We start from the raw sequence: 23654 nt of genomic DNA on the forward strand, positions 1-23654 counted from the left end.
ATCACAGACCTCGGCGACGAATTTCAAGCAAACGGATTTTAGCCAAATACGACAAAGGCACTAAAAAGCCGACAAAGGCCACCAGCAGCCAAAATGGCATCGACATGCCAAACAAAGAAAAATCCACGACCGAGCAATCACCAACCGGACGAATCACCGCAGAAATCCAAGCAGGTAAGGCATTTAAATCAATAGGAAACGGTAAACTAGACGCGCAATTCACCCCCGTTTCTGCCGGCGCATATTGCAGCATTAAATGCCAAACAGTGATTCCTGCGCCCCACAATGCCACTGCGGCATACACGCCAGAAAACCACATCACCCCGCGCCTGGTAGTTGGCTGCCAGATTGCCGAAAGCAAACTCAGTAAACCCAGCGTAATAACTAGCATGCGTTCGTAAACACAAAGTAAACACGGCATAAGCCACTGATAAAACTGGTGATAAAGTGCAAACCCCATCATGCCGACACAGAGCAAAAACAGAGCAAAAAACCCCACACGCCAACGCAACCAAGCCATGCCCAAACTCCGACAAGATAGAAAATAACTATTCTACGCTGCTTGCCTTAGAATTTGCAGTCAAAAAAACACTCAGCTCAGCTTCTTTATCCATCGCATCTCGATAGCCCAATCGAATCAACTGCCGCAAATACGCCTGACTAAATAATAAATAACTCGCCACCACCGAGCCCTGCCGTCGAAACGCCCCCAAGCCGCCCAATAAAAACCGCATTCCCAATGGAAAATCCCGACTAAAGCTTAAAGTTAATTTTTCTAGCGGTTTGGATGGCGAAATCGTCAGCACCTCAATCGGATGCAATTCAAGCTGACCGTTAAGCCGCGCGGCCAGCGGCACATACGACAAGGTTCGATTAATCCGCGTCATTCGTTCTAAATCGGTATCCAAACTATCTAAAAACACACTATTAAAAAGTTGCCCCGTCACCTGCGCCAAAGTGGGATAAGACGGACTATGCAGCCGCGTCGGTCCATGATCAGAACGCGGCGCAACCCCAATCACCAACACGCGTCGAGCGCCCAAATGAATCGCCGGGCTCAGCGGGGCGATTTGCCGCACTGAGCCATCACCAAAATATTCACGATGGATATGTTCCGCAGGAAAAATCAGCGGTATAGCGCTAGACGCCATTAAATGCGAGACATTGAGCTCAGTACGTACCCCTACTCGCTTCGCTCTTGACCAAACAGACAGATCCGCCGCACCTTGAAAAAAAGACACTGACTGCCCACTGCTATAACCGAGCGCCGAAATCGCCACCGCACGTAAAGCACCACTTTGGATATGTCGTTCAATTTGGCCAAAATCCACTTCGCGGCTCAATAAAGCACGCAAAGGCGCATTATCTAAAAAGGCGCGTGGATTACGCTCGCCCAAACCACCACACAATAAAGCCAACAACCAATGCGCTGCCGTTTTGCTTAAATATGGCAAATCGGCCAGATAAATCGATTCACCCCGCAAACCTTGCCACATCCGCGCCAATTGCAGCACTGCACGATGAAAATCCCCTGCCCCCACCGCCATCGCCGCGGCATTAATCGCCCCCGCCGAAGTACCGCAGATGATCGGAAATGGATTTTGACTACCACGTGGTAATATTTTGGCAATCGCCAACAACACCCCCACCTGATAAGCCGCCCGCGCACCACCGCCAGACAAAATCAGCGCCGTTTTTGGCGCAATTGAGCCAACTGGTTTCATGATTGAATTCTCCAGTCACGACAATGGAACAACGAATAAACCCTAAGCCAGTAAAGGGCGCATGGCGCGCTGAATTTAACGCATCAATACCAACCCAGTGGCTGGTTTGCCGATATAAATATGACACACACAACAAGCAAATAAACGGCAATTACCCTGCATTTTTGGATTGGCAATCTAAAAATGCAGCTAAACTCAAGCTAATTTCACGCCGCAACCCCCTATTTCACGATTAATGCAATAGGCGTGTCATCATGGTTTCGGTATAATGCTTTTTTGGCGAAAAGGATTCTACTCATGCGCATCGTGCAAAAAGCCCTTACGTTCGACGACGTTTTGCTTGTACCCGCTCATTCCAATGTTATGCCGCGCGATGTTTCGCTGGCGACGCAATTCACGCGCAATATCCGCCTGAATTTGCCGCTGGTTTCCGCTGCGATGGATACCGTTACCGAAGCCCCATTAGCCATTGCGATGGCACAAGAAGGCGGCATCGGTATCTTGCATAAAAACATGACCCCAGCCCGTCAGGCACAAGAAGTCGCCAAGGTAAAACGCTATGAATCAGGGATTGTAAAAGACCCGATCACCGTTGCCCCCGACATGTTGGTTCGTGATGTATTGCAACTAACTCAACAACACAAAATCTCTGGCTTGCCGGTCATTGACCAAGGCTTGCTCGTTGGTATCGTTACCAACCGTGACATTCGTTTTGAAACGCGTCTTGATGTGCCTGTTTCATCGATCATGACACCCAAAGCACGCTTGATTACTGTTCGCGAAGGCACCAGCATCGACGACGCTCGCGCCCTAATGCACGAACACCGTCTGGAACGCGTTCTGGTGATCGACGATGCATTCCGCCTTAAAGGCCTCATCACCGTAAAAGACATCATCAAAACCAGCGAGCATCCGCTAGCGGCTAAAGATGAACAAGGTCGTTTACGCGTTGGTGCCGCTGTTGGCGTTGGCGCTGGTACTGACGAGCGCGTTAAATTATTGGTTGAAGCAGGTGTTGACGTGATCGTAGTCGATACCGCACACGGCCATAGTCAAGGCGTTCTTGATCGCGTGCGTTGGGTTAAAACCAACTTCCCACACGTTCAAGTCATCGGTGGCAACATTGCCACTGCCGCAGCCGCTTTAGCCTTGGTTGAAGCTGGCGCAGACGCCGTTAAAGTCGGCATCGGCCCAGGCTCAATCTGCACCACCCGTATCGTAGCTGGTGTTGGCGTACCGCAAATTTCAGCAGTGGCCAATGTCGCTGAAGCCCTCGCTGGCACTGGCGTACCATTGATCGCCGACGGCGGGATTCGCTTCTCGGGCGACATCGCTAAAGCCATCGCCGCGGGTGCGCATATGGTGATGTTGGGTGGCTTGTTCGGTGGTACTGAAGAAGCGCCGGGCGAAGTTGAACTCTACCAAGGCCGCTCATACAAGAGCTACCGTGGTATGGGCTCACTCGGCGCAATGAGCGGCGCGAACGGCTCGTCTGATCGTTACTTCCAAGACAAAACTGCCGATGCCGACAAATTGGTACCCGAAGGCATCGAAGGCCGCGTACCGTACAAAGGCCCATTGTCTGCCGTGATCCACCAATTGGTTGGCGGCCTACGCTCATCAATGGGTTATCTCGGTTGCGCAACGATTGACGACGTTCACGCCAAAGCTGAATTCGTACAAATCACTTCAGCCGGTATCCGTGAATCACACGTTCATGACGTGCAAATCACCAAAGAAGCACCAAACTACCACCAAGACTAAATTGCTTGAGTTTGGATAAAAAAACCGCTGACACGTCAGCGGTTTTTTTGCGCTTAACTATTTAGCGCCATCAGTATATAGATACAGCCATTATGCAATAACGATTACAAAGTAATACCCAACATAGATACGCTAAACAAAACACACCCCTACTACATCACCAGCAATAAAATACAACATACCCATACCAATCTAATTCCTCAATCGCCTTCAATCGAAACCAATAAAAAAGCGCCAGTCATTTGCTGGCGCTATTTTCATCGAGTGGCTTAAGCCGGCATCAACATGCCGCGCAACATAAAGAACAACATCGCCGACAGCAAGGCCGAAATGGGTAGCGTTACAATCCATGCGGCCGCAATCTTCATAATTTGCGAGCGTTTCACGAGTTCTTGGCGATAGACTTTTTTCAAGCCTTTGCGCTCCATTTTAGAAAAATGCGCCGGATCAAGTTGCGATTTGGCTTGCTGCTTCAGCTCTTGCAACATCAAGGCTTTTTCTTTTAAGCCGGCTTTATTAAAGCGCAGCAAGAACGTATCTACCGCAGTCTCATCGCCTTCTGGATGATGCGCCTTAATTTCATCCAGCGTACGCGCATGGTTGGCTTTAAGGTATTCACGCAAGAAACCAACGCCAAACACGCCACCGACCGCAATATGTGTCGAACTCACCGGCAAACCCAATTGACTGGCAAAAATCACCGTAATCGTTGCCGCCATCGCAATACAGAAAGCCCGCATTTGATCGAGTTCAGTAATTTCCGAACCGACAGTACGAATCACCTTAGGCCCATACAGCGCCAAACCGAGTGCAATACCCATCGCGCCAATCACCATAATCCACAGTGGAATGCTGGCACTGTCTTGCAAGCTAGTCCCACTACTGATTAGCGCATCATTAATTGCGGCTAAAGGACCAATTGCATTGGCCACATCATTGGCGCCATGGGCAAAACTTAACAAGGCGGCAGCAAAAATCAAAGGAATGGTAAAGAAACGATTCACGCTTTGCTTATTATTGGCCACATCGTTAATTCGCGACCGAATCACCGGCGCCAAAATGGCACAAACAACCGCACCGATTGCGAAGCCAATCCCAACAGCAAACCAAAAATCAACTTTCCAAATTTTATTCAAACCTTTGAGCATTAAATAAGTGCTAAAAGTCCACGCCATCAACCCCACCAACACTGGAATCATTTTCGCCGCCGCGGCGAGCATATTGGTTTGGTAAGTAATCGTTCGTTTAATCAGATATAAAAATATCGCCGCAAAAATACCACCGAGCAAAGGCGAAATCACCCAACTGATGGCAATCATCCCCACTTGCCCCCAATCGGCGATCCCCATGCCACCAGCCGCGACACCCGCCCCCAAAACCGCCCCAACAATGGAATGCGTGGTCGAAACTGGCGCCCCTACCACCGTGGCAATATTGAGCCACAATGCACCCGCCAACAAAGCCGCCAACATAATCCAGATAAAGGTTTGTTTATCCGGAATCAAACTCGGGTCAATAATGCCGCTACGGATGGTCGACACCACATCGCCGCCCGCCACAATCGCCCCTGTCGCCTCAAAAATCCCAGCAATAATTAAAGCCCCACCCATCGTCAGCGCTTTAGAGCCGACCGCAGGACCCACATTATTCGCCACGTCATTCGCCCCAATATTGATGGCCATATATGCACCAACAACCGAAGCCACAATCAGCATGATGCTCGGCGTGGTGCCACGTGAAGCGGTATACAGCACAATGCCGACAATAAAGATTAAGGCAATGCCCAGTCGAATGAGCTCGACATGCCCAGATTTGGCGGCATTGTGAATGGTATCAATTTGTTGGTGGTTCATAGCTTCACTGTGATTGCTAGGTTGGTCGAAATAGCGGTTGCAACCCGCCTTCATAAACGCGCTATTGTGCGCCTTGCCATAACGAAGGGCGACGCAAAAACTCACACAATACAAAATCAATAGCGCAAAAATTTAAAACCCGCCACGCTCAACCCGAAACACGGTGAAAAATCAGCCTACCCCTTGATTCACACTTTAAAAACCATCAACACTCGCACAGCAGAAAACCATCGCAATACCATAGGTATCTAGCTAAAAGCCTTATAAATAAAGACCTAAAGTACAATACCCAACTATATTTGGTGTTTTTTAACCATATAAGCACCACACAATCTGACCCACCTTCGAGATAGCCAATTACAAATGCGCCCAATTTACAGCCGCTACACAGTCAACATCCCACACCTAAATTGAGTATGCTCCCCCACGGTTAACGCTGATTTTTAACCTTGACATCACAGCCAACACCCCAGCCAAGACTCAGCCACGCCAAAAGCTTATTTGAGCATGACCCAAGACAATAACTTAGCGTCAGATATAAACAGAAAGTATACGTAGGGTGGAATAAACGAAGTGCATTCCACCTTGATGCAGCGGGACGCGGCGTGCTGCGGTGGGATGCATTGGGATGTGCGGGGTTTATATCACCCCACTTGCTTGTTGAATGTTTTGATAAAAAAACCGCTGCGAGTCAGCGTTTTTTTGGGCTTGGATTTGTATCAATTCAGTGGGTATATGACTCTAACCATTATTTATAAATGCTTACGTTGAAATACATACACCAGCATTATAGATGTGTGAAAATCCTGCAAAGATTTGCGCACCAAAATCAGCAATTAGCCTGCTGCGCAGGCGGTGAACCGGCGGTTTCGCCCGCCAAACGAGCAAGGGGTGGGTCTTGCCCCGCCCCTTGCAACCCCCGCGCGCCCGATCACCACGAAACCCCGTCCGTCCGGCAATTGGCAAGGCGACGCGAAAACTCGCTGCGCGCTAACGTCGCGCAGCTCAAACAGTCGCGTCTTAAAACCTTGCCAATCCCCTCCCGAACGGCGCGGCTCCACGGGCAATCCGCACTAATTAACTGTGCTGACAACCCTGCATATGATCCACGGAAATCGGAACACTCAATAATCATCAGCAGACTAAATCATGATGCAGGATTAATTACATGCTCCCAGCTTACTTTGCCAGTTGATAATATGACTCCTCGCTCTCCAAAATAAAATTTAATCGATTTTTTCTTATCATCGAGGCTATTATCATGCGCCCAGCCAGAATCAAGATTCAATGTAACTCTTCTTAAGGATTCAATTTTCAAATTTTCTTTTGCAAATTCTGAATCCCAAGCGATATTAATTACACCATTTCCGCATAATTGCAGTGCTCGATTCATAGCACATGATGGATAAATAAAAACTGGCGTTTTACATCTATGTCCTCTTAGGTCCATTAGTAATTCGACAATTGCAGCCGTTGATTTGTAACGATCTCTTAATCCAATCTCAGGATTTATCTTAAATTCTGAGATTAAAAATTTCGACACTTTACTATTAACAGGAATAGAACCGAATAACTCAGGATTTAAATCATGGCATACAGGTACATTAAGTGAATCTCTATTCTTGAGCTTATAAACTATTACGACAAACCGATTACCTGGTTTTATATTAAGCTCCTCAATAATCGATAATAGATCGCGCTCAATATTTACACCCCAAACTGTATATAACTTTGAACTCCCCGCTTTATTACAACGACCAAGTTTTGCAACCGAAACTGGCGGAGCCCAAAAGTCATCGCAATGATTATATGGAACTCCGTCTTCTTCCAGTCTTGCGCGAACAAAATAAACATCTTGTGTTAACTGCACTTCACCGAATCTTAATTCACTCCGTTCATTTTTGATCAAAGAGAGTAGTTGAATATCAATTTCGCGCTGAGAGAGCTGCCTAAAGTCCTGTCTTGAATATTCTATTCGTCGCTGATAAAAACTTTTCTTCAAATGCGCCCCCTTCTTTTCATTCAAATACCTGTATCTCATATACTTGGCTACGTTCAACAGCCAACCATCATTCCATTTTTTCTAAGATTGTACCGCGGCATACCACACAACTCCCCATCATCATGCGGCATATTGCCGCCATACGTCGAATTCGTTCTACAACTATGTAGCCTTGTAGGGCGGGTTAGTTTTATCAACCCACCCTGAGCAAAGTTGTGATGTCAGAATCATACTGGCGGGTTACGCCTAAAGGCTAACCCGCCCTACGCACCTGCACCGATGTATTTGCTTGCAAAGCTTTATCTACAAGGCGTAGAGATCAATACATCGATTTAAAAACAAGCCTCGTTGAGCTGCGCGAGATCCCGTGTAGCAAGCTGAGCGAGGAACAAGCGGGGCGGGGTTTTTGCGATCATTGTTTGAGGCCGCAGGCCGAGTTTTGATCGCAACCGCCTCGATTGTCCGCAGCGAAGGTACGGGCGTAGCCCGCGCAGATACTCGGGTCGCCTTTAGCTTCGCAGAAACTGCGCCTTCGGCTTGTTTTCTTTGGCCCACACTTTCTTTGGCGAAGCAAAGAAAGGTGGGTGCCGCGCGGCATTAGCGCGACTTTGATTGAAAGAGCGCGAATTCAAGCCAACATCACCCCATCGGCGTATTGCCGCTGCGCGTCGAATACGCCCTACAAAAGTTACACTGTCAATTGAACTAGAAAGCCCAACGTTGACCGCGCGATTGTTGGGCTGCGCAGGCTTAGCCCAACTTACTCAATCTAAGCATCGCTGATCGCAATTGCGCTGCCGGAACTGGATCGGCGGGTTACGCCTAAAGGCTAACCCGCCCTACCTATACTAACCCGCCCTACGCACCAATCCGACCGACCAAAATAATGGGTATATCAATACAGCCAATATCCATCAAAGCCTACCAACCAATACCCAACAAAAAAGGCGACCGAAGTCGCCTTTTTTTAATCCAAGCTAATCAGCGATTACGCTAAATTGGCTTGCTGAGTGTTACGCAAACGAATGTGCAATTCGCGGAGTTGTTTCTCGTCCACTTCGTTCGGTGCATTGGTTAACAAGCACTGCGCACGTTGCGTTTTCGGGAAGGCAATCACGTCACGGATGGATTCGGCGCCGGTCATCAATGTTACCAAACGATCCAAACCAAAGGCTAAGCCGCCGTGCGGAGGGGCACCGAATTGTAGATTGTCGAGCAAGAAGCCGAATTTGTTTTGCGCTTCTTCTTCGCCAATACCGAGTGCTTCAAATACAGTTGATTGCATATCAGCGCGGTGGATACGCACTGAACCGCCGCCCATTTCCCAACCGTTGAGGACCATATCGTAAGCGCGGGCTTTGCATTTGCCCGGATCAGATTTAAGGAACTCGATGTGCTCAACTTTCGGGCTAGTGAACGGATGGTGGCAAGCATTCCAGCGGCCTGCGTCGTCGTCACGTTCGAACATTGGGAAGTCAACCACCCACAATGGTTTCCAGCCGCGAGTGAAGTAACCCGCTGCTTCGCCTTTTTCGTGGCCGACTTTCAAGCGCAATGCGCCGATGGCTTCGTTCACTACTTTTTCTTTGTCTGCGCCAAAGAAAATCAAATCGCCGGTGGTTGCACCAGTGCGGGTGATGATTTCTTGCAAGCAAGCTTCGCTCAAGTTTTTAACGATTGGCGATTGCAAGCCAGAGCCTTCGCCGTTGCTCAGATTGGTAACGTCGTTGACTTTGATGTATGCCAAGCCTTTCGCACCGTAGATCGCTACAAACTTGGTGTAATCGTCGATTTCTTTACGGCTGATGCTCGCGCCACCTGGAATCCGCAAGCCGACTACGCGGCCGTTTTCCATGTCAGCAGCGCCACGGAAGACTTTGAATTCTTCGGTTTTCATCAAGTCAGTCAGTTCAGTGAACTGCAACGACACGCGCAAATCAGGCTTGTCTGAGCCGTACAAACGCATTGCGTCGTCATACGCCATACGTGGGAAGTCGCCCAATTCAACGCCGATGGCTTCTTTAAATACGTGTTTGGCCATTGATTCGGTGATGTCCATGATTTCGTCTTCGTTCAAGAACGAAGTTTCGATATCAATCTGGGTGAATTCAGGCTGACGATCAGCGCGCAAATCTTCATCGCGGAAGCATTTAACGATTTGGTAGTAGCGATCGAAACCGGCCACCATCAACAATTGTTTGAACAATTGTGGCGATTGCGGCAAGGCAAAGAATTGACCATCGTGCACGCGGCTTGGTACCAAGTAATCGCGCGCGCCTTCTGGGGTTGAGCGTGTCAACATCGGCGTTTCGATATCGATAAAGCCCAAACCATCAAGGTAGTTACGGATTAACATCGCTACGCGGTAACGCAAACGCATGTTTTTTTGCATTACTGGGCGACGCAAATCGATCACGCGGTTGGTTAAACGCACGTTTTCAGAGAGATTTTCATCGTCGATCTGGAACGGTGGCGTTGCCGCTTGATTAAGAACGGTAATGCTTTTGGCCAAAATTTCGATTTGGCCGGTGATCATTTTAGCGTTGGTCGTGCCTTCAGGACGCGCCCGCACTTCACCGGTGATTTCCAATACGTATTCATTGCGTGTTGCATCGGCAATCGCAAAAGCTTCTGGGATATCTGGATCAAATACCACTTGCACCAAACCTTCACGGTCGCGCAAATCGATAAAAATCACACCACCATGGTCACGACGACGATGGGCCCAGCCCTTAATCGTGACAGTTTGGCCCAGATAACGACCATCAATCAAACCGCAATAATCGGTACGCATCAAAGAACTTCCTCAAAATAAATAACACAAACAATCAATAAAACGGACAAGCCCGCTTGTGGCACAGCCACATTATTTTTAATTAGCCTTTTACCGCAACGGCGGGCTCACTCGATAAAGCCTGCGCCTGCGGATAAATCAAGGGCTTAGCACTGGGCATCACTACGCCCAGCGAAATCACGTATTTCAATGCCTCATCCACACTCATATCCAGCTCTTTAACGTCATCGGCTTTAGCCATAAACAAAAAGCCCGATGTCGGATTTGGCGTGGTGGGCACAAACACCGAAATCAATTCGCCACCGAGTTTGTCGCTAATTTCGCCACTGGGAATACCGGTCACAAAACCGACTGACCAAGTCCCTTGATGGGGAAACTGCACCAACACGGCTTTGCGAAACGCATTGCCTGAATCAGAAAATAAGGTATCTGAAACTTGCTTCACGCTCATATAAATCGAGCGAACAATGGGAATGCGCTTCAAAATCGATTCGCCGACTTCCAACAAACGACGGCCCAAAATATTGGCAGCAAAAATCCCAGTTAACAACAGCACCAGCACCGTTAAAATCACTCCAAAGCCAGGAATGTTTTCTTCCCCTCTTAAGTGGGGAAATAACTGCGCCATCGCTTGCAAAATCCAATAATCAGGACGAACTTGATTTGGTACAAATGCCCCTAGCTGATCCATGGTGCTAATCAATAGATTGAGCACCCACAATGTGATCACTAAAGGAATCCAAATCAATAAACCAGTAAAAAAGTAGCGCTTAAATAATGAGGTCACAATTTTACTCAAGTAAAAATCGATTAAGAGCTCGAACCGGTTGTGCCAGAACCACCTTTAAAATCAGTTTGATACCAGCCAGACCCTTTGAGTTGAAAACCCGCCGCAGTCACGCACCGAGTGTATTTTTCGGCTTGGCAAGCTGGGCATTGCGTTAATGCATCAGCGGACATTTTTTGTAAGTGCTCGTCTTGATGACCACACTCAGTACAGCGATAAGCATAAATAGGCATAAAATATTCATACGCGACCAACCAGAAGGCGCTGATTATACCTTGTTCGCACGCCAAGGTCGAAACCACAACTCATTCAAAGCAAATCAACGCCGCTTTACACTGCAGCAATCTCGCACTGCTGGGCTTTTTTTGCTTTAGGTTCACCGAATTTGCCGCTCATCAACGCTCAAGTCGTGCCTCTTAATGACTGATGCGTGATTACTTACAAACATTTCATATTACCGTCACACTCAATCCCTATGATGTAGTCCCTTCGTTGCCTGGGATTATTTGCTATGTCATTTCGCCCTCTTTGCTTGCTACTTTGCTGTTTGGCGCTCCCCGCGCACGCCGATATCACCGTCGGCTTACTGACCTCGCGCAATGACGAGCAAACACTAGAAGATTGGCAACCGATTCTGAATGATCTGGCCGCCGTAGTCGGTCAACCGGTAAAAGCTTGGGTGGGCAATGATAGAGCGGTGTTATTGAATAAAATTAAAAACAATGAAATCCAAGTGGCCCGCGTTGATAACAAATTGGCGCTCGATGCGGTAGAAAATGCCAAGGCCGAAGTTTTTGCATCCTTAGTGCAAAGTGGCAATCAGGCAACGTATCGCAGCGTGATGTTAGTTCGCGCCAACAGCCCGATCAAAAATGCCGAGCAATTACTCCAACATCCTCAGCAACTGAACTACGCCTCAGGCATCCATGGCAGCACCGCTGAATATTACATTCCGCACTACCATTTGTTTTTACAAAAAAACATCATCCCAGAAAATTATTTCAAACACATTGTGTATGGCAATGCCGAACAATCCTTTATTGCGCTGGCAACCCAGCAAGTCGATGTCGCCGTCAGTAATTCATTTGACTTAGAGCAGCTCAAAGAAAAATACCCGCGTGATCACGCCAAAATGCGCCTGATTTGGCAGTCGCCAGAATTTGCCTTTGACCCCTTAATTCAACGACAAGATCTACCTGCCCCGCTCAAAAACAAAATCAAACAGTTTTTTACTCAGTACGGCAAAACGGGTAACAACACCGCGCAAGCCAAACAGCGCTTATATTATGCCGACCAATTGGCGGGGTTTATACCCGCGGACAATCGCAGCTTACGCCAAGTCACTGATTTACAGCTGTTTCATGATTTATTCAAACTCACCTTAAATAAAAAACTCGCTCATACCGAAAAAACGCAGCAGGAAGAAAACTATTACAAACGCTACCGCCAACTGACTCAATTACTCGGTGGTGCCAAATAACTCAGCGCTGGGGTATATGCCGCTTACTTTTATTAAATTTAAGTTTCAGCAATATACCCAGACTGATAATTGCGGCTAATCGCGTAATTAAATCCCTAAGCCATGCTTGATGCGCCTATGATGAATCTAACCTCGTGCGCGATGCACCGTGCAGGTTGCCATTTATCATTACTACTTAATCATCAAATCGGAGCAACATCATGGCCAAGGGTCAAGCACGCAGCAATAAAGAAACTAAAAAACCGAAAAAAGAAAAATCAGCAACAGTGCCGGTAGCGGGCTTTATGCCTGCAGCAAAATCCAGCGATAAAAAATAATAAGCCCCTTATGGCTTAACGATCGGCTTGAAACTAAGCCGTTCATTTTTTCTACCCGCCCCTACGCGATCCTAGGCCATGCAATACGCCATATTGATCCGCCACTTCTTTTTCTGCCTCTGCCGCCAACTTGTTCACACTGGTAACACTTTGCGAGTGTTTCATCCGCGCCGAATCGGCCATGGCAGACCAGCCACCCCGCAAAAACCTGCTTAAAAAAAAGTCAGCACTTATTTATCCAAACAAATCATTAAGATAAGCCGTTTATCCACAGCTTATGCACGCAAAAACTCACGCCACTTGAGCATAAAGCCATGAAATGGCCTATTTTTTCACATAGGCTTAGCCACTTTACAAGAGACACTTAATTTCAATGACTTAAGTGACTTACCCACAGCTGTAGCTGAATTTTATCCACGACTTCTGGGGATAAAATTCAAATTGATGGTGCATCACCAAATAGCCAGCACCAGCGCCAAGCAACTGTAATAATTACATCGCGCTTTTACGGCGAATGATTTGACCCAATAGGGGAAGCAAAGCATGATGCGCGCACCGTATAAAGGCGGCGCGTTGGCGCTTAATTGGTGGGCATAAGGCCCTGATTAAATCTGCATCACGCACCCAGCCGATAATCGGTTCACGATTTACTATGATTGGAATTTCACCATGAATTTAGAAAAAGTCATCTTTGGCTTCTTTATCTTACTGGCGTTTACGCTCAATTTTGGTTTTGTCATCGGCCAAATTGACATCGCCCACCAGCACGATGTGAATGAGCTGTTTGCGGCCATCATCGTGAATTTAATCGCCACGGTAATTAAATTTGGCGATCGAACTCAAGTCGGTGCGCTGCATTTAGCGACCAGCTTGGTGGCAGATTTACAGTTAATTGCCGCTAGTTTCGTCTGGTGGAAAGCGCTGTATATTACCCAAGTCGGAATGACGCCAGCGATTACCACCACCATTGTGTCGCTCTCTGCCGGCGCTTTGGCGGCCAACTTGGTCTCGGTCATTTTATTAATTGGCGAAACCTTGCAACATCGCCGTTAAGCCTGTTATGCCAAATATTTTCTTTTTAATGCTGCGGCGTTTACGCACGCCGATTATCACGCTGATTTTGATCTACGCCATTTCGGTATTTGGTCTGGTATTGATTCCCGGTGTCGATAATGCCGGCCAGCCGTATCGGATGGATTTTTTCCACGCGATTTACTTTATCAGCTACACCGCCACCACCATTGGTTTTGGTGAGATTCCCTATGCCTTTACCAGCGCGCAAAGGATGTGGGTTTTAGTGTGTATTTATCTGGCGGTCATTGGCTGGACTTACGCCTTAAGCTCGATTTTCGCCTTATCTCGCGATCAAGCGCTGGCTAAAGCGCTGCAATACACCCGCTTTAGCAGCAAAGTAAAGCGGATGAATGAACCGTTTTATCTCATTTGTGGCTACGGGCAAACCGGGCGCATCCTTTGCGAAGTGCTCGACACACAAGACATTCGCTTTGTGGTTATTGATCAACGTGAAGAACGAATTAATGAAGTGGCCTTGGCTGACTACCATTTTGACGCCCCATTTCACGCCGGCGACGCCGCCAACCCTGAATTACTCAAAGTCGCCGGCTTATCGCACCCGCGCTGCATTGGGGTGCTGGGCATTACTGGCAATGAAAACACCAATCTATCGATTGCCATCACCGCCTATGTGTTACGGCCTAAGTTGCTATCGATTTGCCGCAGCAAAAACCAAGAAATTAGCGACAATATGGCGTCATTTGGCACCAATAAAGTCATTAATATGTTTGAAGCGGTGGGCCAGCAGTTTCAACTGGCGATGCATGCCCCGGCCGTTTCGCATTTACGTAAGATTTTATCGGATTTTCCTGGCAACCCTTTCCCGCCGAGCATTAAACCGCCCAAGGGGCATTGGGTGATTGTCGGTTATGGGCGCTTTGGGCGCTCAATCCACAAAGCCTTATCGCAAGAAGGCATTAGCGTTCATATTATCGACCCCGATCCACAGCCCGAGCTTGATCCGCAGATTTACCACAAAGCTTTAGGGGTTGACGCCGCCTCACTCAAAACAGCGGGCATTGAGCACGCTGTGGGCTTATTTGTCTGCCACGATGACGACGCCAATAATCTCTCGTCGCTGGCCACCGCACGAGCGATTAACCCAGCACTATTTATTGTTGCGCGGCAAAATTTAGCTACCAATCATTTATTATTCAAAGCCTTTGCGCCAAGTTTTATTTCAATTCGAAGTGAAGTCGTTGCGCATGAAGCATTGCGCGCCATGGCCAATCCACTGTTGGCCCAGTTTGTTTTGACTTTAGTGACCAAAGAGGACGAATGGGCAAGGCAATTAACCAGCGACATCGAAAATCTTTGCCAAGGCATTGTGCCGGAACACTGGACGGTGCGTTTAAACGCTAAAAATCCAGCGGCAGTGCAAGCTTTTCTAGCCCGCCCGCTGCCTGCATTACAGATCAAACATTTTTATCACAGCGTGATTGATCACGGCCGGCCATTGCAATGTATTGCGCTACTGCGTCGCCATGGTGAAAAAGATATTTTATTACCCAAAGCTGAAGACACACTGCGCTTTGGCGATGAATTGCTATTTATTGGCGACCATCACGCCCAGCAATCTCACCAAGCCATGTGTAGTGAAGTCAGCTTAATGGAATACGCTCGCACTGGGGCTGAGCAACCGCAAAGTTGGATATTTCGCAAAATCGCCGCGTGGCAAGAACGCATCTAACACTCTGTGCCACCCGCGCGGTGGCACAGAAAGCCTATACGGCACGGCGTTTACAGCAAATTACGTGGTTGGCCTTGCAAAAATCCGCCGATATTATCAATTAATTGATCGGCCAAAGTTTGCATGGTTTCCACGCTGGCCCACGCCACATGCGGTGTAATCAACAAATTGGGCAGCGCGACATCCAGCAGCGCATTGCCCGCAGTCGGTGGCTCAGTCACTAAAACATCCAAGCCCGCCCCAGCAATCTGCCCAGTTTGCAGTGCCGTTAGCAAATCAGCTTCATCCACTAAACCACCGCGCGCAGTATTAATCAGTAAGCTCGAAGTTTTCATCGCCGTCAATTCTGGCGCCGCAATCATGCCACGCGTTGCGTCATTGAGTGGGCAATGCAAACTTAAAATATCCGCCGTGGCCAACGCCTCGTCCCACGGCAAAAATCCTGGCCGAACCACGGCCGCACCACGATGCTCAACAAAAAACACCTGCATACCAAAAGCGCGTGCCAATGCTGCAGTCGCTTGTCCTAGTGCGCCCGAGCCGATCAAACACAAACGACTACCGGCCAAATCATGCAGTGGCGCACCAAAAACACAAAAACCACTGGCCGCCTGCCATGCTCCGGCCAACACTTGCTGCCGATACGACAGCAATTGTCGCCGCAAAGCCAACATCAGCATCAGCGTATGCTCGGCCACACCATGAATGGCATAATCACGAATATTGCACACCGCGATATTCAATTCTTTTGCCGCCAACACGTCAATCTGGTTGTAGCCCGTTGCCGCTACCGCGATGAGTTTTAAATCGGGTAAAGCCGCCATCATTTCGCGGTGAATTGGTACTTTATTACTAATCGCCACACGGGCCCCTGCCAGTCTATCCACCACCTCATGGGCCTGCGTTTGCGGATATTCTTGCCAATGATGCGGCATCGCCAGCGGTTTTAAACGCACGGGCAAACTGGCTCGATCCAAAAAAACGATTAAAGGTTCATGCATCACATTCACTCCGTAAAAATAAAATCAACGCCAACGATCAACATCAAAAAAACACCGCCCCCACCTAAATCATTAGCGCAAAGTGGAACTCGCCCCATTAGCGAGCAAAATGGCTTGCGGCAAATTGCTCAATCGCTTGCGTCAAAGCCAAAGCGGGCCGAGTTTGCCGCGCCCAATGATGCCAATATAGTGGCACCGTAGTCGCAAATTCGGCGAGCGCCAACATCGTTCCAGCTGTTAGCTCCGTGGCAGCTTGCGCTCGCGGCACAATCGCATACGCCAACCCCGACTTGGCCGCGGCATACAATGCATGGCTTTCAGGGATCACATAACAAGGAAATTGCTCGTCGAGCAAAGCAAAACGCTCGCGCAGCAAGCGCCGATGCAAGCTTTCTTTTTGCCCAAACACCGCAGCCGGTGCGCCAGCCAAACTCTGCGCATGCACACCATTGGCAAAATATTGGGTAACAAATTGAGCATTGGCTACGCCAATATAGGGTAATTCACCTAAGGGTATTGCTACACAGCCAGCTACAGGCAATGGCTGCGTGCTAATACATCCAATTACATCGCCAGAGCGCAGTAAATCAAGCGTATAAGCTTCATCATCGACCACACAATCGAGTAATAATTTTGCCGGTATTAAATTGGGCGCGATCGCCGCAATCAGGCCAATGGCCAAACTGTCGGCGGTAATGCCAACGCGTAAATTGCTCCATGCGACGTCGTCATTATTCGCGTTAAATTGCGTCGCCAAATCGGCCTCCAGCAAGCGCACTTGCCGCACATGCGCCAGTAGTTTTTCGCCGCTGGCCGTGGCGCTAAGTGGCGTTTCACGCCGCAGCAACACTTCGCCATGGCGCTCTTCGAGCTGGCGAATGCGCTGCGAAATCGCCGATGGCGTTAAATGCAAACGTTTAGCCGCCGCATCAAAACTACCACAACGCAAAACCATATCCAGTGCTTCGAGTAATTTGTAATCAAACATAAGCAAAAATGGTGGGGGCATAGAATTAATCGTTTTACCACGATTTCGCAATCTGATTGAATAGCAGCCATAAAAATGCAAACCAAAGCGCTGAATTGCCGCCTATTGGCGCGGCACTGTCGCTGCTTATGTCTTGCCAAACCCAACCCACTGGAAAAACCAATGAAAGCGCTGAACGCCGAACAGATTTGCAGCATTGCCGCCGAGTTTTCTACCCCAACATGGACTTACAATGCCGCGACCATTCGCCAGCGCATTGGCCAACTTAAAGCATTTGACACCATTCGTTTTGCGCAAAAAGCCAATTCAAATATTCATATTTTGCGGTTAATGCGTGAGCAAGGCGTAAAAGTCGATTCGGTGTCGCTCGGTGAAATCGAGCGCGCGATTGCGGCGGGCTTTGCCACCGGTGCTGATGCCGACGACATTGTATTCACCGCCGATTTACTCGATCGCGCCACCTTGGCGCGCGTGGTTGAGCTGGATATTCAAGTCAATTGCGGCAGCCCGCAAATGCTAGAGCAACTGGGCGCAGCGCATCCAGGACACCGCGTTTGGCTACGGATCAACCCCGGTTTTGGTCACGGCCATAGCCAAAAAACCAATACCGGTGGCGAGCAAAGCAAGCACGGGATTTGGCATGAGCAACTACCCGAAGCTTTGGCCTTGATCGAAAAATATCAGCTCGATTTAGTCGGCCTGCATATGCATATTGGCTCGGGCGTGGATTACAGTCATTTGCAAGACGTTTGCGCCGCAATGGTGGCGCAAGTGAAACAATCGGGCCGTGATATTCGAGCGATTTCAGCCGGCGGCGGCTTATCGATTCCTTACAAAGTCGGCGGCGAGCCGATTGATACCGCGCATTACTTTCATTTATGGGATGCTGCGCGCCAAGAGATTGCGGCCTTTTTAGGGCATCCAGTGCATTTAGAAATCGAACCGGGTCGTTTTTTAGTCGCGGAAAGTGGCCAATTAATTGCCGAAGTGCGCGCCAAAAAAGACGTGGGCAACAACCATTTTGTCTTAGTTGACGCCGGTTTTTCTGATCTGATGCGCCCCGCGATGTATGGCAGTTATCATGAAATCAGCATTTTGCGCGCTGATGGCACGCCAGCGGATGGCGCGCTACGCCCCACAGTCTTGGCCGGACCCTTGTGTGAATCAGGCGACGTATTTACCCAAGCTGAAGGTGGCGTGGTTGAGCCGCGTTTACTGCCTAGCGCTCAAATTGGCGATTGGGTGGTTTTTCACGACACCGGCGCTTATGGTGCCAGCATGTCATCCAATTACAATACCCGACCACTAATCGCCGAAGTGCTGATCGATGGCGATGCGATCCGGCAAATTCGCCGCCGGCAAACCGTCGCCGAACTGTTAGCGCTTGAATTGTAAAGCGAAATAGTTAACACCGTGCCACATTGTAATTACCGGCAATAGGCGACACAATTGTGCCGCCCTTATTCTTACAGCGCCACATTCCATATGGGCATTACTTAGGAAAACCTTATGATTACAATTAGTGGCTACGGCACTTTAGTTGCTGCCTCACTTGTTTTGCTATTTGGTCGAATTCTGGTCGAAAAAACAGCGCCGCTAAAAGCATTCACTATCCCCGAGCCTGTTGCCGGTGGTTTGGTGGTGGCGTTATTGATGCTATTTGCGCAGCAAGTCGCTGGCGTGACCGTTAAATTTGATACCTCATTGCAAACGCCCTTAATGCTGGCCTTTTTTGCCACCATTGGTCTGTCGGCCAATTTAGCCAGCCTAAAAGCGGGCGGCGGCGTGATGATTAAGTTTTTATGCGTCGTTGCTGGCTTGTTATTAATGCAAAACATAATTGGCATTAGCTTGGCCAATCTATTGGGGCTGGATGGTCATTTAGGACTACTGGCTGGCTCGGTCACGCTGTCAGGTGGCCACGGTACAGGCGCCGCATGGAGCTCGGTGTTTAGCGAGCAGTTTGGCATTCAAGGTGCCACCGAATTGGCGATGGCGTGTGCCACGTTTGGTTTGGTGTTAGGCGGTTTAATTGGCGGCCCAGTAGCCAAGTTTTTGCTGCGTAAAGTTAAAGTACCCGGTGCCGAGCACAATCAAGATCAAGCACCAACCGGCTTTGAAGAGCCACAAGCGACGCGCCTGATCACGGTGAATTCATTTATTGAATCACTGGCCTTGATTGCGCTGAGCTTGGCGGGCGGGCAGTTTTTGGCCGAGCTTTTATCAGGCACGGCGTTTGAATTACCGACCTTTGTTTGCGTTTTATTTACCGGTGTCATGCTGCGTAATGTCTTGTCTGGCCTAGGCTGGTACCAAGTTTTTGAACGTGAAGTTTCCGTGTTGGGTAACGTTAGCTTGGCGCTGTTTTTAGCGATGGCCTTGATGAGTTTGCGCCTGTGGGAATTGGCGAATTTAGCGCTACCGATGGTGATTTTGCTCGCAGTACAAGCGATGGCCATGGCCGCTTACGCCATCTTTGTGACTTTCCGGGTAATGGGTTCGAACTATGATGCCGTGGTGTTGGCAGCAGGTCATTGCGGCTTTGGCTTGGGTGCAACCCCAACGGCGATTGCCAATATGCAAGCGGTAACGCATCGCTTTGGCCCATCTCACTTAGCGTTTATTGTCGTGCCCATGGTCGGCGCTTTCTTTATCGATATTCTGAATGCCATCATTATTAAAATCTTTATGGCATTACCGATTTACTAAGCCGCGCTGCGAGACTTAAACCACACAATCATCAGGGCTAGTGCTACAGCACCAGCCCTGATTCATATCTAAGCCAAGGTATTGTTGCAAAGGTATCTATTTGAACACTTTATAGATATTCATTTAGCTACATATACCCACCAAAACCACGACAAATAAATCATTCACCCCGCCTTTCATTCGTCCTCATTTCAACCTCAGCAATCCACTCTGCAACAAGCCTTCGAGCAAAATCGATAGACATACACTAACCTTGAATCAAGCGGCAAAAACAAGCCAACGGAAAGGTGGTGTTATGAAAAACGTAAGATTTTTAGCAGCATCGATGCTCGGCATAGTTTTTCTATTCTTCACTGCCAGCCTCTACGCCAATGAATTCGTGATGACGCCGGCAATTCAAAGTCAGCTAGATAAACAAAAAGCTCTGATTGCCACATGGGCAGCCAATCCAATCATTGAGCATGCGGTAGAAAAACAAAACCAAATCGGCCCAATACCCGGCATGGATAAGGCCAAATGGAAACTCATTCGGCGCAGCGATCCACTGATTACTGAATTTCAAACTAATGCCGCAGGGCAATACCTCAAATCGATGCAAGCAAAAAGTAAACTCGCCATCAGTGAAGCTTTTTTATCTGCCGATAAAGGCGAAAAAGTCGCCTTTATCGAAAAAACCTCGAGCTATATCCATCAAGGACAAGCCAAATTTGACGTGCCTTTTACCACCGGAAAAGCATGGCAAGGCAAACCAGAGTTTGATGAATCCACCCAAACCTATGCGCTCCAAATCGCGGTGCCGGTACTCAGTGCAGGCAAACCAATCGGCGTTTTAGTGGTCGGCATCAATTTGTCACAGCTCGAAAAGCTCGCCAATTAAGGGACGATGATGAGTACCAGCACAGATCGATTTTCGGTATTGGCCAGACTGATGATTAGTTTTGGCGCATTGGCCATGCTAACGGGCCTTATCGGTGGCGTTGGCATTTGGGCATTCGCGAGAATGACCACCACCTTTCAGACCGTTGCCACCCAAGACGTACCGGCGCTACTTAAACTAGAACAAGCGCAAAGCGAAATGCATCAAGTCATTTTGGCCGAACGCAGCCTGCTATTTATGCAAACCGCGACCCCCACCGCGCAAGAAACACTACAAAAACACGCCGAACACCTTGCCCAACTGGATGTACTCTGGCAGCAATACATGGTCTTAAATAAAACCAAAATCGCCCCACCGCCCACGTTTGAAAAAGCATTAACCGCATGGGCCAATGCCTCACGCGATGTGATCAAGATTTTGTCAGAAGACACCCCCGCAGCTCGGCGCGATGCAGTGGATCTGTCGCTCAGTGATGCGGCAGAAAAATACAATCAAGTACTCAACGCCCTTAGACAAATGACCCAGCAGCAAGTGCTGTCGCTCAGCGAGCGCGTAAAACAAGAGCACCAGATGGCCGATCAAATGGAAAAAATGATCTTTATTTTTGTCGTTGGCACATTTGGACTTGCCGGTGGCCTCGCCATCTGGCTAGCGCGCTGGGTGGGTGGCCCACTACGCCAAATTATGGTGGCCGCCCGTACCCAAGAGCTCAATAACGCCAATGCTTTGCTGTTTGATCAAAGTAATACGGATTCACTCACCCAACTCAAAAACCGCCGTTTTCTCGAAACCACCATGCAGGGCATGACCACCAGCACCTTGAAGGCGCATCGCGCCAATCAACATAAAAATAATCCCGACCATCAAACCAACCACGATTTGGCCTTAATCATGATTGATGTTGATCATTTTAAACACGTGAACGACCAATTTGGTCACCATGCGGGCGATCTGGTATTGCAACAAATTGCCAAAATTTTACAAAAAGCCGCTCGCGATAGCGATACCGTGGTGCGCTGGGGTGGTGAGGAATTTTTAATTGTGGCCAGCAACGTTAATCGCCACAAATTTCCGATTTTGGTCGAGCGAATTCGAGCGGATGTCGAAAATCACCATTTTAATATTGATACCCACCAACCCATTCGCCTCACCTGCTCAGTTGGCTTTGCTTTTTTCCCCTTTATCGATCAGCACCCCGAAGTTTGTAGTTGGGAATACGCCGCCAGCTTGGCTGATTACTGCCTTTATTTAGCAAAAAATAATGGCCGTAATACTTGGGCAGGCATCTGCCCAGCCAGTGACTTTAAACCTGAAGAGCGACCAATTAATCTAGTCAGTGACATCCCACACTTGATCGAGCAGCAGCGGCTTATCGTGCTTTTGCGTCAGCAATCTGCCTTTGTTAGCGAACCGGCTAACAGCACGGCACACGAACACTTTGCGCCACAGGCGATTAATGCCATCTCACCGAGTACCAGCTAAGCAAACCGTGAATGGAGTGCGATGATATAATCAGCGCATTCCAAAGTGTGTAGCCAGACCAAAATGACCTTAGCGCCCTCTCCTGCCGATCTTTCCGCCGCCCTGGCCTTACTCCGTGCTGGTGAACTCGTTGGCATCCCAACGGAAACCGTCTACGGTTTGGCGGCCGATGCCAGTCAAGATGCCGCAGTGGCCAAAATTTTTGCCGCCAAAGGCCGCCCCAATGACCATCCAGTCATTGTGCATATTGCCGGCGTAGCGCAACTGGCAGACTGGGCGCAAAACATTCCCGATAGCGCGTATCAACTGGCCGAAGCATTTTGGCCCGGCCCGTTAACGCTAATTTTAGAGCGCCAGGCGCATGTCAGTGATGCCGTCACCGGCGGGCAAGACACCGTCGGCCTACGCGCGCCAGCGCACCCGATTACCCATGAATTACTGCTGCAATTTGGCGGCGGCCTCGCTGCGCCCAGTGCCAATCAATTTGGCCACGTTAGCCCCACCACAGCCGAGCATGTCCGCCATGAATTTAGCACTGAGCAAGTGCGATTAATTTTGGACGGCGGCGCCTGTGACGTTGGCGTTGAATCCACCATCGTCAGCCTAGTGGGGAATCAAGCCAAACTACTGCGCCCGGGTGGCATTTCCCGCGCTGCGATCGAAGCCGTATTGGGTCACGCGATTGAGCACCACAGCACCAGCAGCACCGCCAAACAACGGGCATCGGGTTTACTCGATTCACACTACGCGCCACGCACGCCGCTCATCACCGGCCCCTTAGCCAGCATGCAACAATTGGCAGCAACAGAAAGTGCCAATGGTAAGAAAGTGGTATTACTCACCTCGCATATTCAAGACCATGCGCCATATACCGAACAGGCCATGCCGAATAATCCAGCGGACTACGCCCAGCAAATCTACGCCACACTCCGCCAGTTGGACCGCCAAGGCTATGATCAACTTTTGCTGGTAACCCCGCCAGAAGGCGCAGAATGGCTGGCTATTCACGACCGACTGAACCGCGCAGCGCATAAAAAAATCAACGCATAGTTGAGTTGTTAACCGTACGCAACAAAAACTACCGTTCGTCACCAAGATAAGACCGCTCTTCC

The 23654-nt window shown here is 49.0% G+C and carries 18 protein-coding genes; 9 read left to right on the top strand and 9 right to left on the bottom strand.

Features of this window, described 5'->3' with window-relative positions:
- Window position 1: 1 nt before the first annotated feature.
- On the bottom strand, window positions 2-520 hold the full coding sequence (locus tag HQN60_RS00590; protein WP_173531867.1) for a disulfide bond formation protein B: 519 nt from the start codon (window positions 518-520) through the stop codon (window positions 2-4).
- 28 nt (window positions 521-548) lie between these two features.
- Complete coding sequence (locus HQN60_RS00595; RefSeq protein WP_173531868.1) at window positions 549-1724, bottom strand: patatin-like phospholipase family protein; 1176 nt, start codon at window positions 1722-1724, stop codon at window positions 549-551.
- A gap of 297 nt (window positions 1725-2021) precedes the next feature.
- On the opposite strand from HQN60_RS00595, the gene guaB reads away from it, so the two are divergent.
- Complete coding sequence (guaB, locus tag HQN60_RS00600; RefSeq protein WP_173531869.1) at window positions 2022-3488, top strand: IMP dehydrogenase; 1467 nt, start codon at window positions 2022-2024, stop codon at window positions 3486-3488.
- A gap of 269 nt (window positions 3489-3757) precedes the next feature.
- Here guaB and HQN60_RS00605 read toward each other — a convergent pair whose 3' ends face one another.
- The 5 genes from HQN60_RS00605 to HQN60_RS00625 form a co-directional block, all read right to left on the bottom strand.
- Window positions 3758-5341 carry an inorganic phosphate transporter gene (locus HQN60_RS00605; protein ID WP_173531870.1) on the bottom strand — a complete coding sequence of 528 codons (1584 nt, stop codon included), beginning with the start codon at window positions 5339-5341 and terminating at the stop codon, window positions 3758-3760.
- A gap of 1147 nt (window positions 5342-6488) precedes the next feature.
- On the bottom strand, window positions 6489-7367 hold the full coding sequence (locus HQN60_RS00610) for a hypothetical protein (protein ID WP_173531871.1): 879 nt from the start codon (window positions 7365-7367) through the stop codon (window positions 6489-6491).
- Between the two features lie 964 nt (window positions 7368-8331).
- The gene (aspS, locus tag HQN60_RS00615; RefSeq protein WP_173531872.1) at window positions 8332-10137 is read right to left on the bottom strand and encodes an aspartate--tRNA ligase; all 1806 of its coding nucleotides are present in this window, start codon (window positions 10135-10137) and stop codon (window positions 8332-8334) included.
- A gap of 82 nt (window positions 10138-10219) precedes the next feature.
- Window positions 10220-10927 (bottom strand): DUF502 domain-containing protein, encoded by a 708-nt coding sequence (locus HQN60_RS00620; protein ID WP_373281553.1) that lies wholly within the window; start codon window positions 10925-10927, stop codon window positions 10220-10222.
- A 20-nt stretch (window positions 10928-10947) separates the two neighbouring features.
- On the bottom strand, window positions 10948-11157 hold the full coding sequence (locus HQN60_RS00625; protein WP_173531873.1) for an FmdB family zinc ribbon protein: 210 nt from the start codon (window positions 11155-11157) through the stop codon (window positions 10948-10950).
- A 278-nt stretch (window positions 11158-11435) separates the two neighbouring features.
- Between HQN60_RS00625 and phnD the strand changes: the two genes are divergently transcribed.
- The 3 genes from phnD (at window position 11436) to HQN60_RS00640 (ending at window position 15485) form a co-directional block, all read left to right on the top strand.
- Window positions 11436-12404: a phosphate/phosphite/phosphonate ABC transporter substrate-binding protein gene (gene phnD, locus HQN60_RS00630; RefSeq protein WP_173531874.1), complete on the top strand. Its 969-nt coding sequence runs from the start codon at window positions 11436-11438 to the stop codon at window positions 12402-12404.
- Window positions 12405-13390: 986 nt separating this feature from the next.
- Entirely contained in the window at window positions 13391-13774 is a 384-nt protein-coding gene (locus HQN60_RS00635; protein ID WP_173531875.1) for a DUF6394 family protein, read from the top strand.
- Window positions 13775-13781: 7 nt separating this feature from the next.
- Complete coding sequence (locus HQN60_RS00640) at window positions 13782-15485, top strand: potassium channel family protein (protein ID WP_173531876.1); 1704 nt, start codon at window positions 13782-13784, stop codon at window positions 15483-15485.
- A 50-nt stretch (window positions 15486-15535) separates the two neighbouring features.
- On the opposite strand, the gene HQN60_RS00645 is transcribed toward HQN60_RS00640, so the two are convergent.
- Window positions 15536-16486, bottom strand: coding sequence for a D-2-hydroxyacid dehydrogenase (locus HQN60_RS00645; protein ID WP_173531877.1), 951 nt, complete (start codon window positions 16484-16486; stop codon window positions 15536-15538).
- Between the two features lie 97 nt (window positions 16487-16583).
- Window positions 16584-17495 (bottom strand): ArgP/LysG family DNA-binding transcriptional regulator, encoded by a 912-nt coding sequence (locus HQN60_RS00650; protein WP_173531878.1) that lies wholly within the window; start codon window positions 17493-17495, stop codon window positions 16584-16586.
- Between the two features lie 141 nt (window positions 17496-17636).
- Here HQN60_RS00650 and lysA point away from each other — a divergent pair, with 141 nt between their 5' ends.
- From lysA to HQN60_RS00675, 5 genes are all read left to right on the top strand, one after another.
- Window positions 17637-18869, top strand: coding sequence for a diaminopimelate decarboxylase (gene lysA, locus HQN60_RS00655; RefSeq protein ID WP_173531879.1), 1233 nt, complete (start codon window positions 17637-17639; stop codon window positions 18867-18869).
- A gap of 114 nt (window positions 18870-18983) precedes the next feature.
- A complete protein-coding gene (gene gltS, locus HQN60_RS00660; protein WP_173531880.1) occupies window positions 18984-20183 on the top strand; it encodes a sodium/glutamate symporter in 1200 nt (399 codons plus the stop codon).
- 295 nt (window positions 20184-20478) lie between these two features.
- Window positions 20479-21060: a cache domain-containing protein gene (locus tag HQN60_RS00665; protein WP_173531881.1), complete on the top strand. Its 582-nt coding sequence runs from the start codon at window positions 20479-20481 to the stop codon at window positions 21058-21060.
- Between the two features lie 6 nt (window positions 21061-21066).
- Window positions 21067-22542, top strand: coding sequence for a GGDEF domain-containing protein (locus tag HQN60_RS00670; RefSeq protein WP_173531882.1), 1476 nt, complete (start codon window positions 21067-21069; stop codon window positions 22540-22542).
- A gap of 63 nt (window positions 22543-22605) precedes the next feature.
- Window positions 22606-23592: an L-threonylcarbamoyladenylate synthase gene (locus tag HQN60_RS00675; protein WP_173531883.1), complete on the top strand. Its 987-nt coding sequence runs from the start codon at window positions 22606-22608 to the stop codon at window positions 23590-23592.
- Window positions 23593-23654 lie beyond the last annotated feature (62 nt).

It is taken from the genome of Deefgea piscis, from assembly GCF_013284055.1.
GTDB lineage: Bacteria > Pseudomonadota > Gammaproteobacteria > Burkholderiales > Chitinibacteraceae > Deefgea > Deefgea piscis.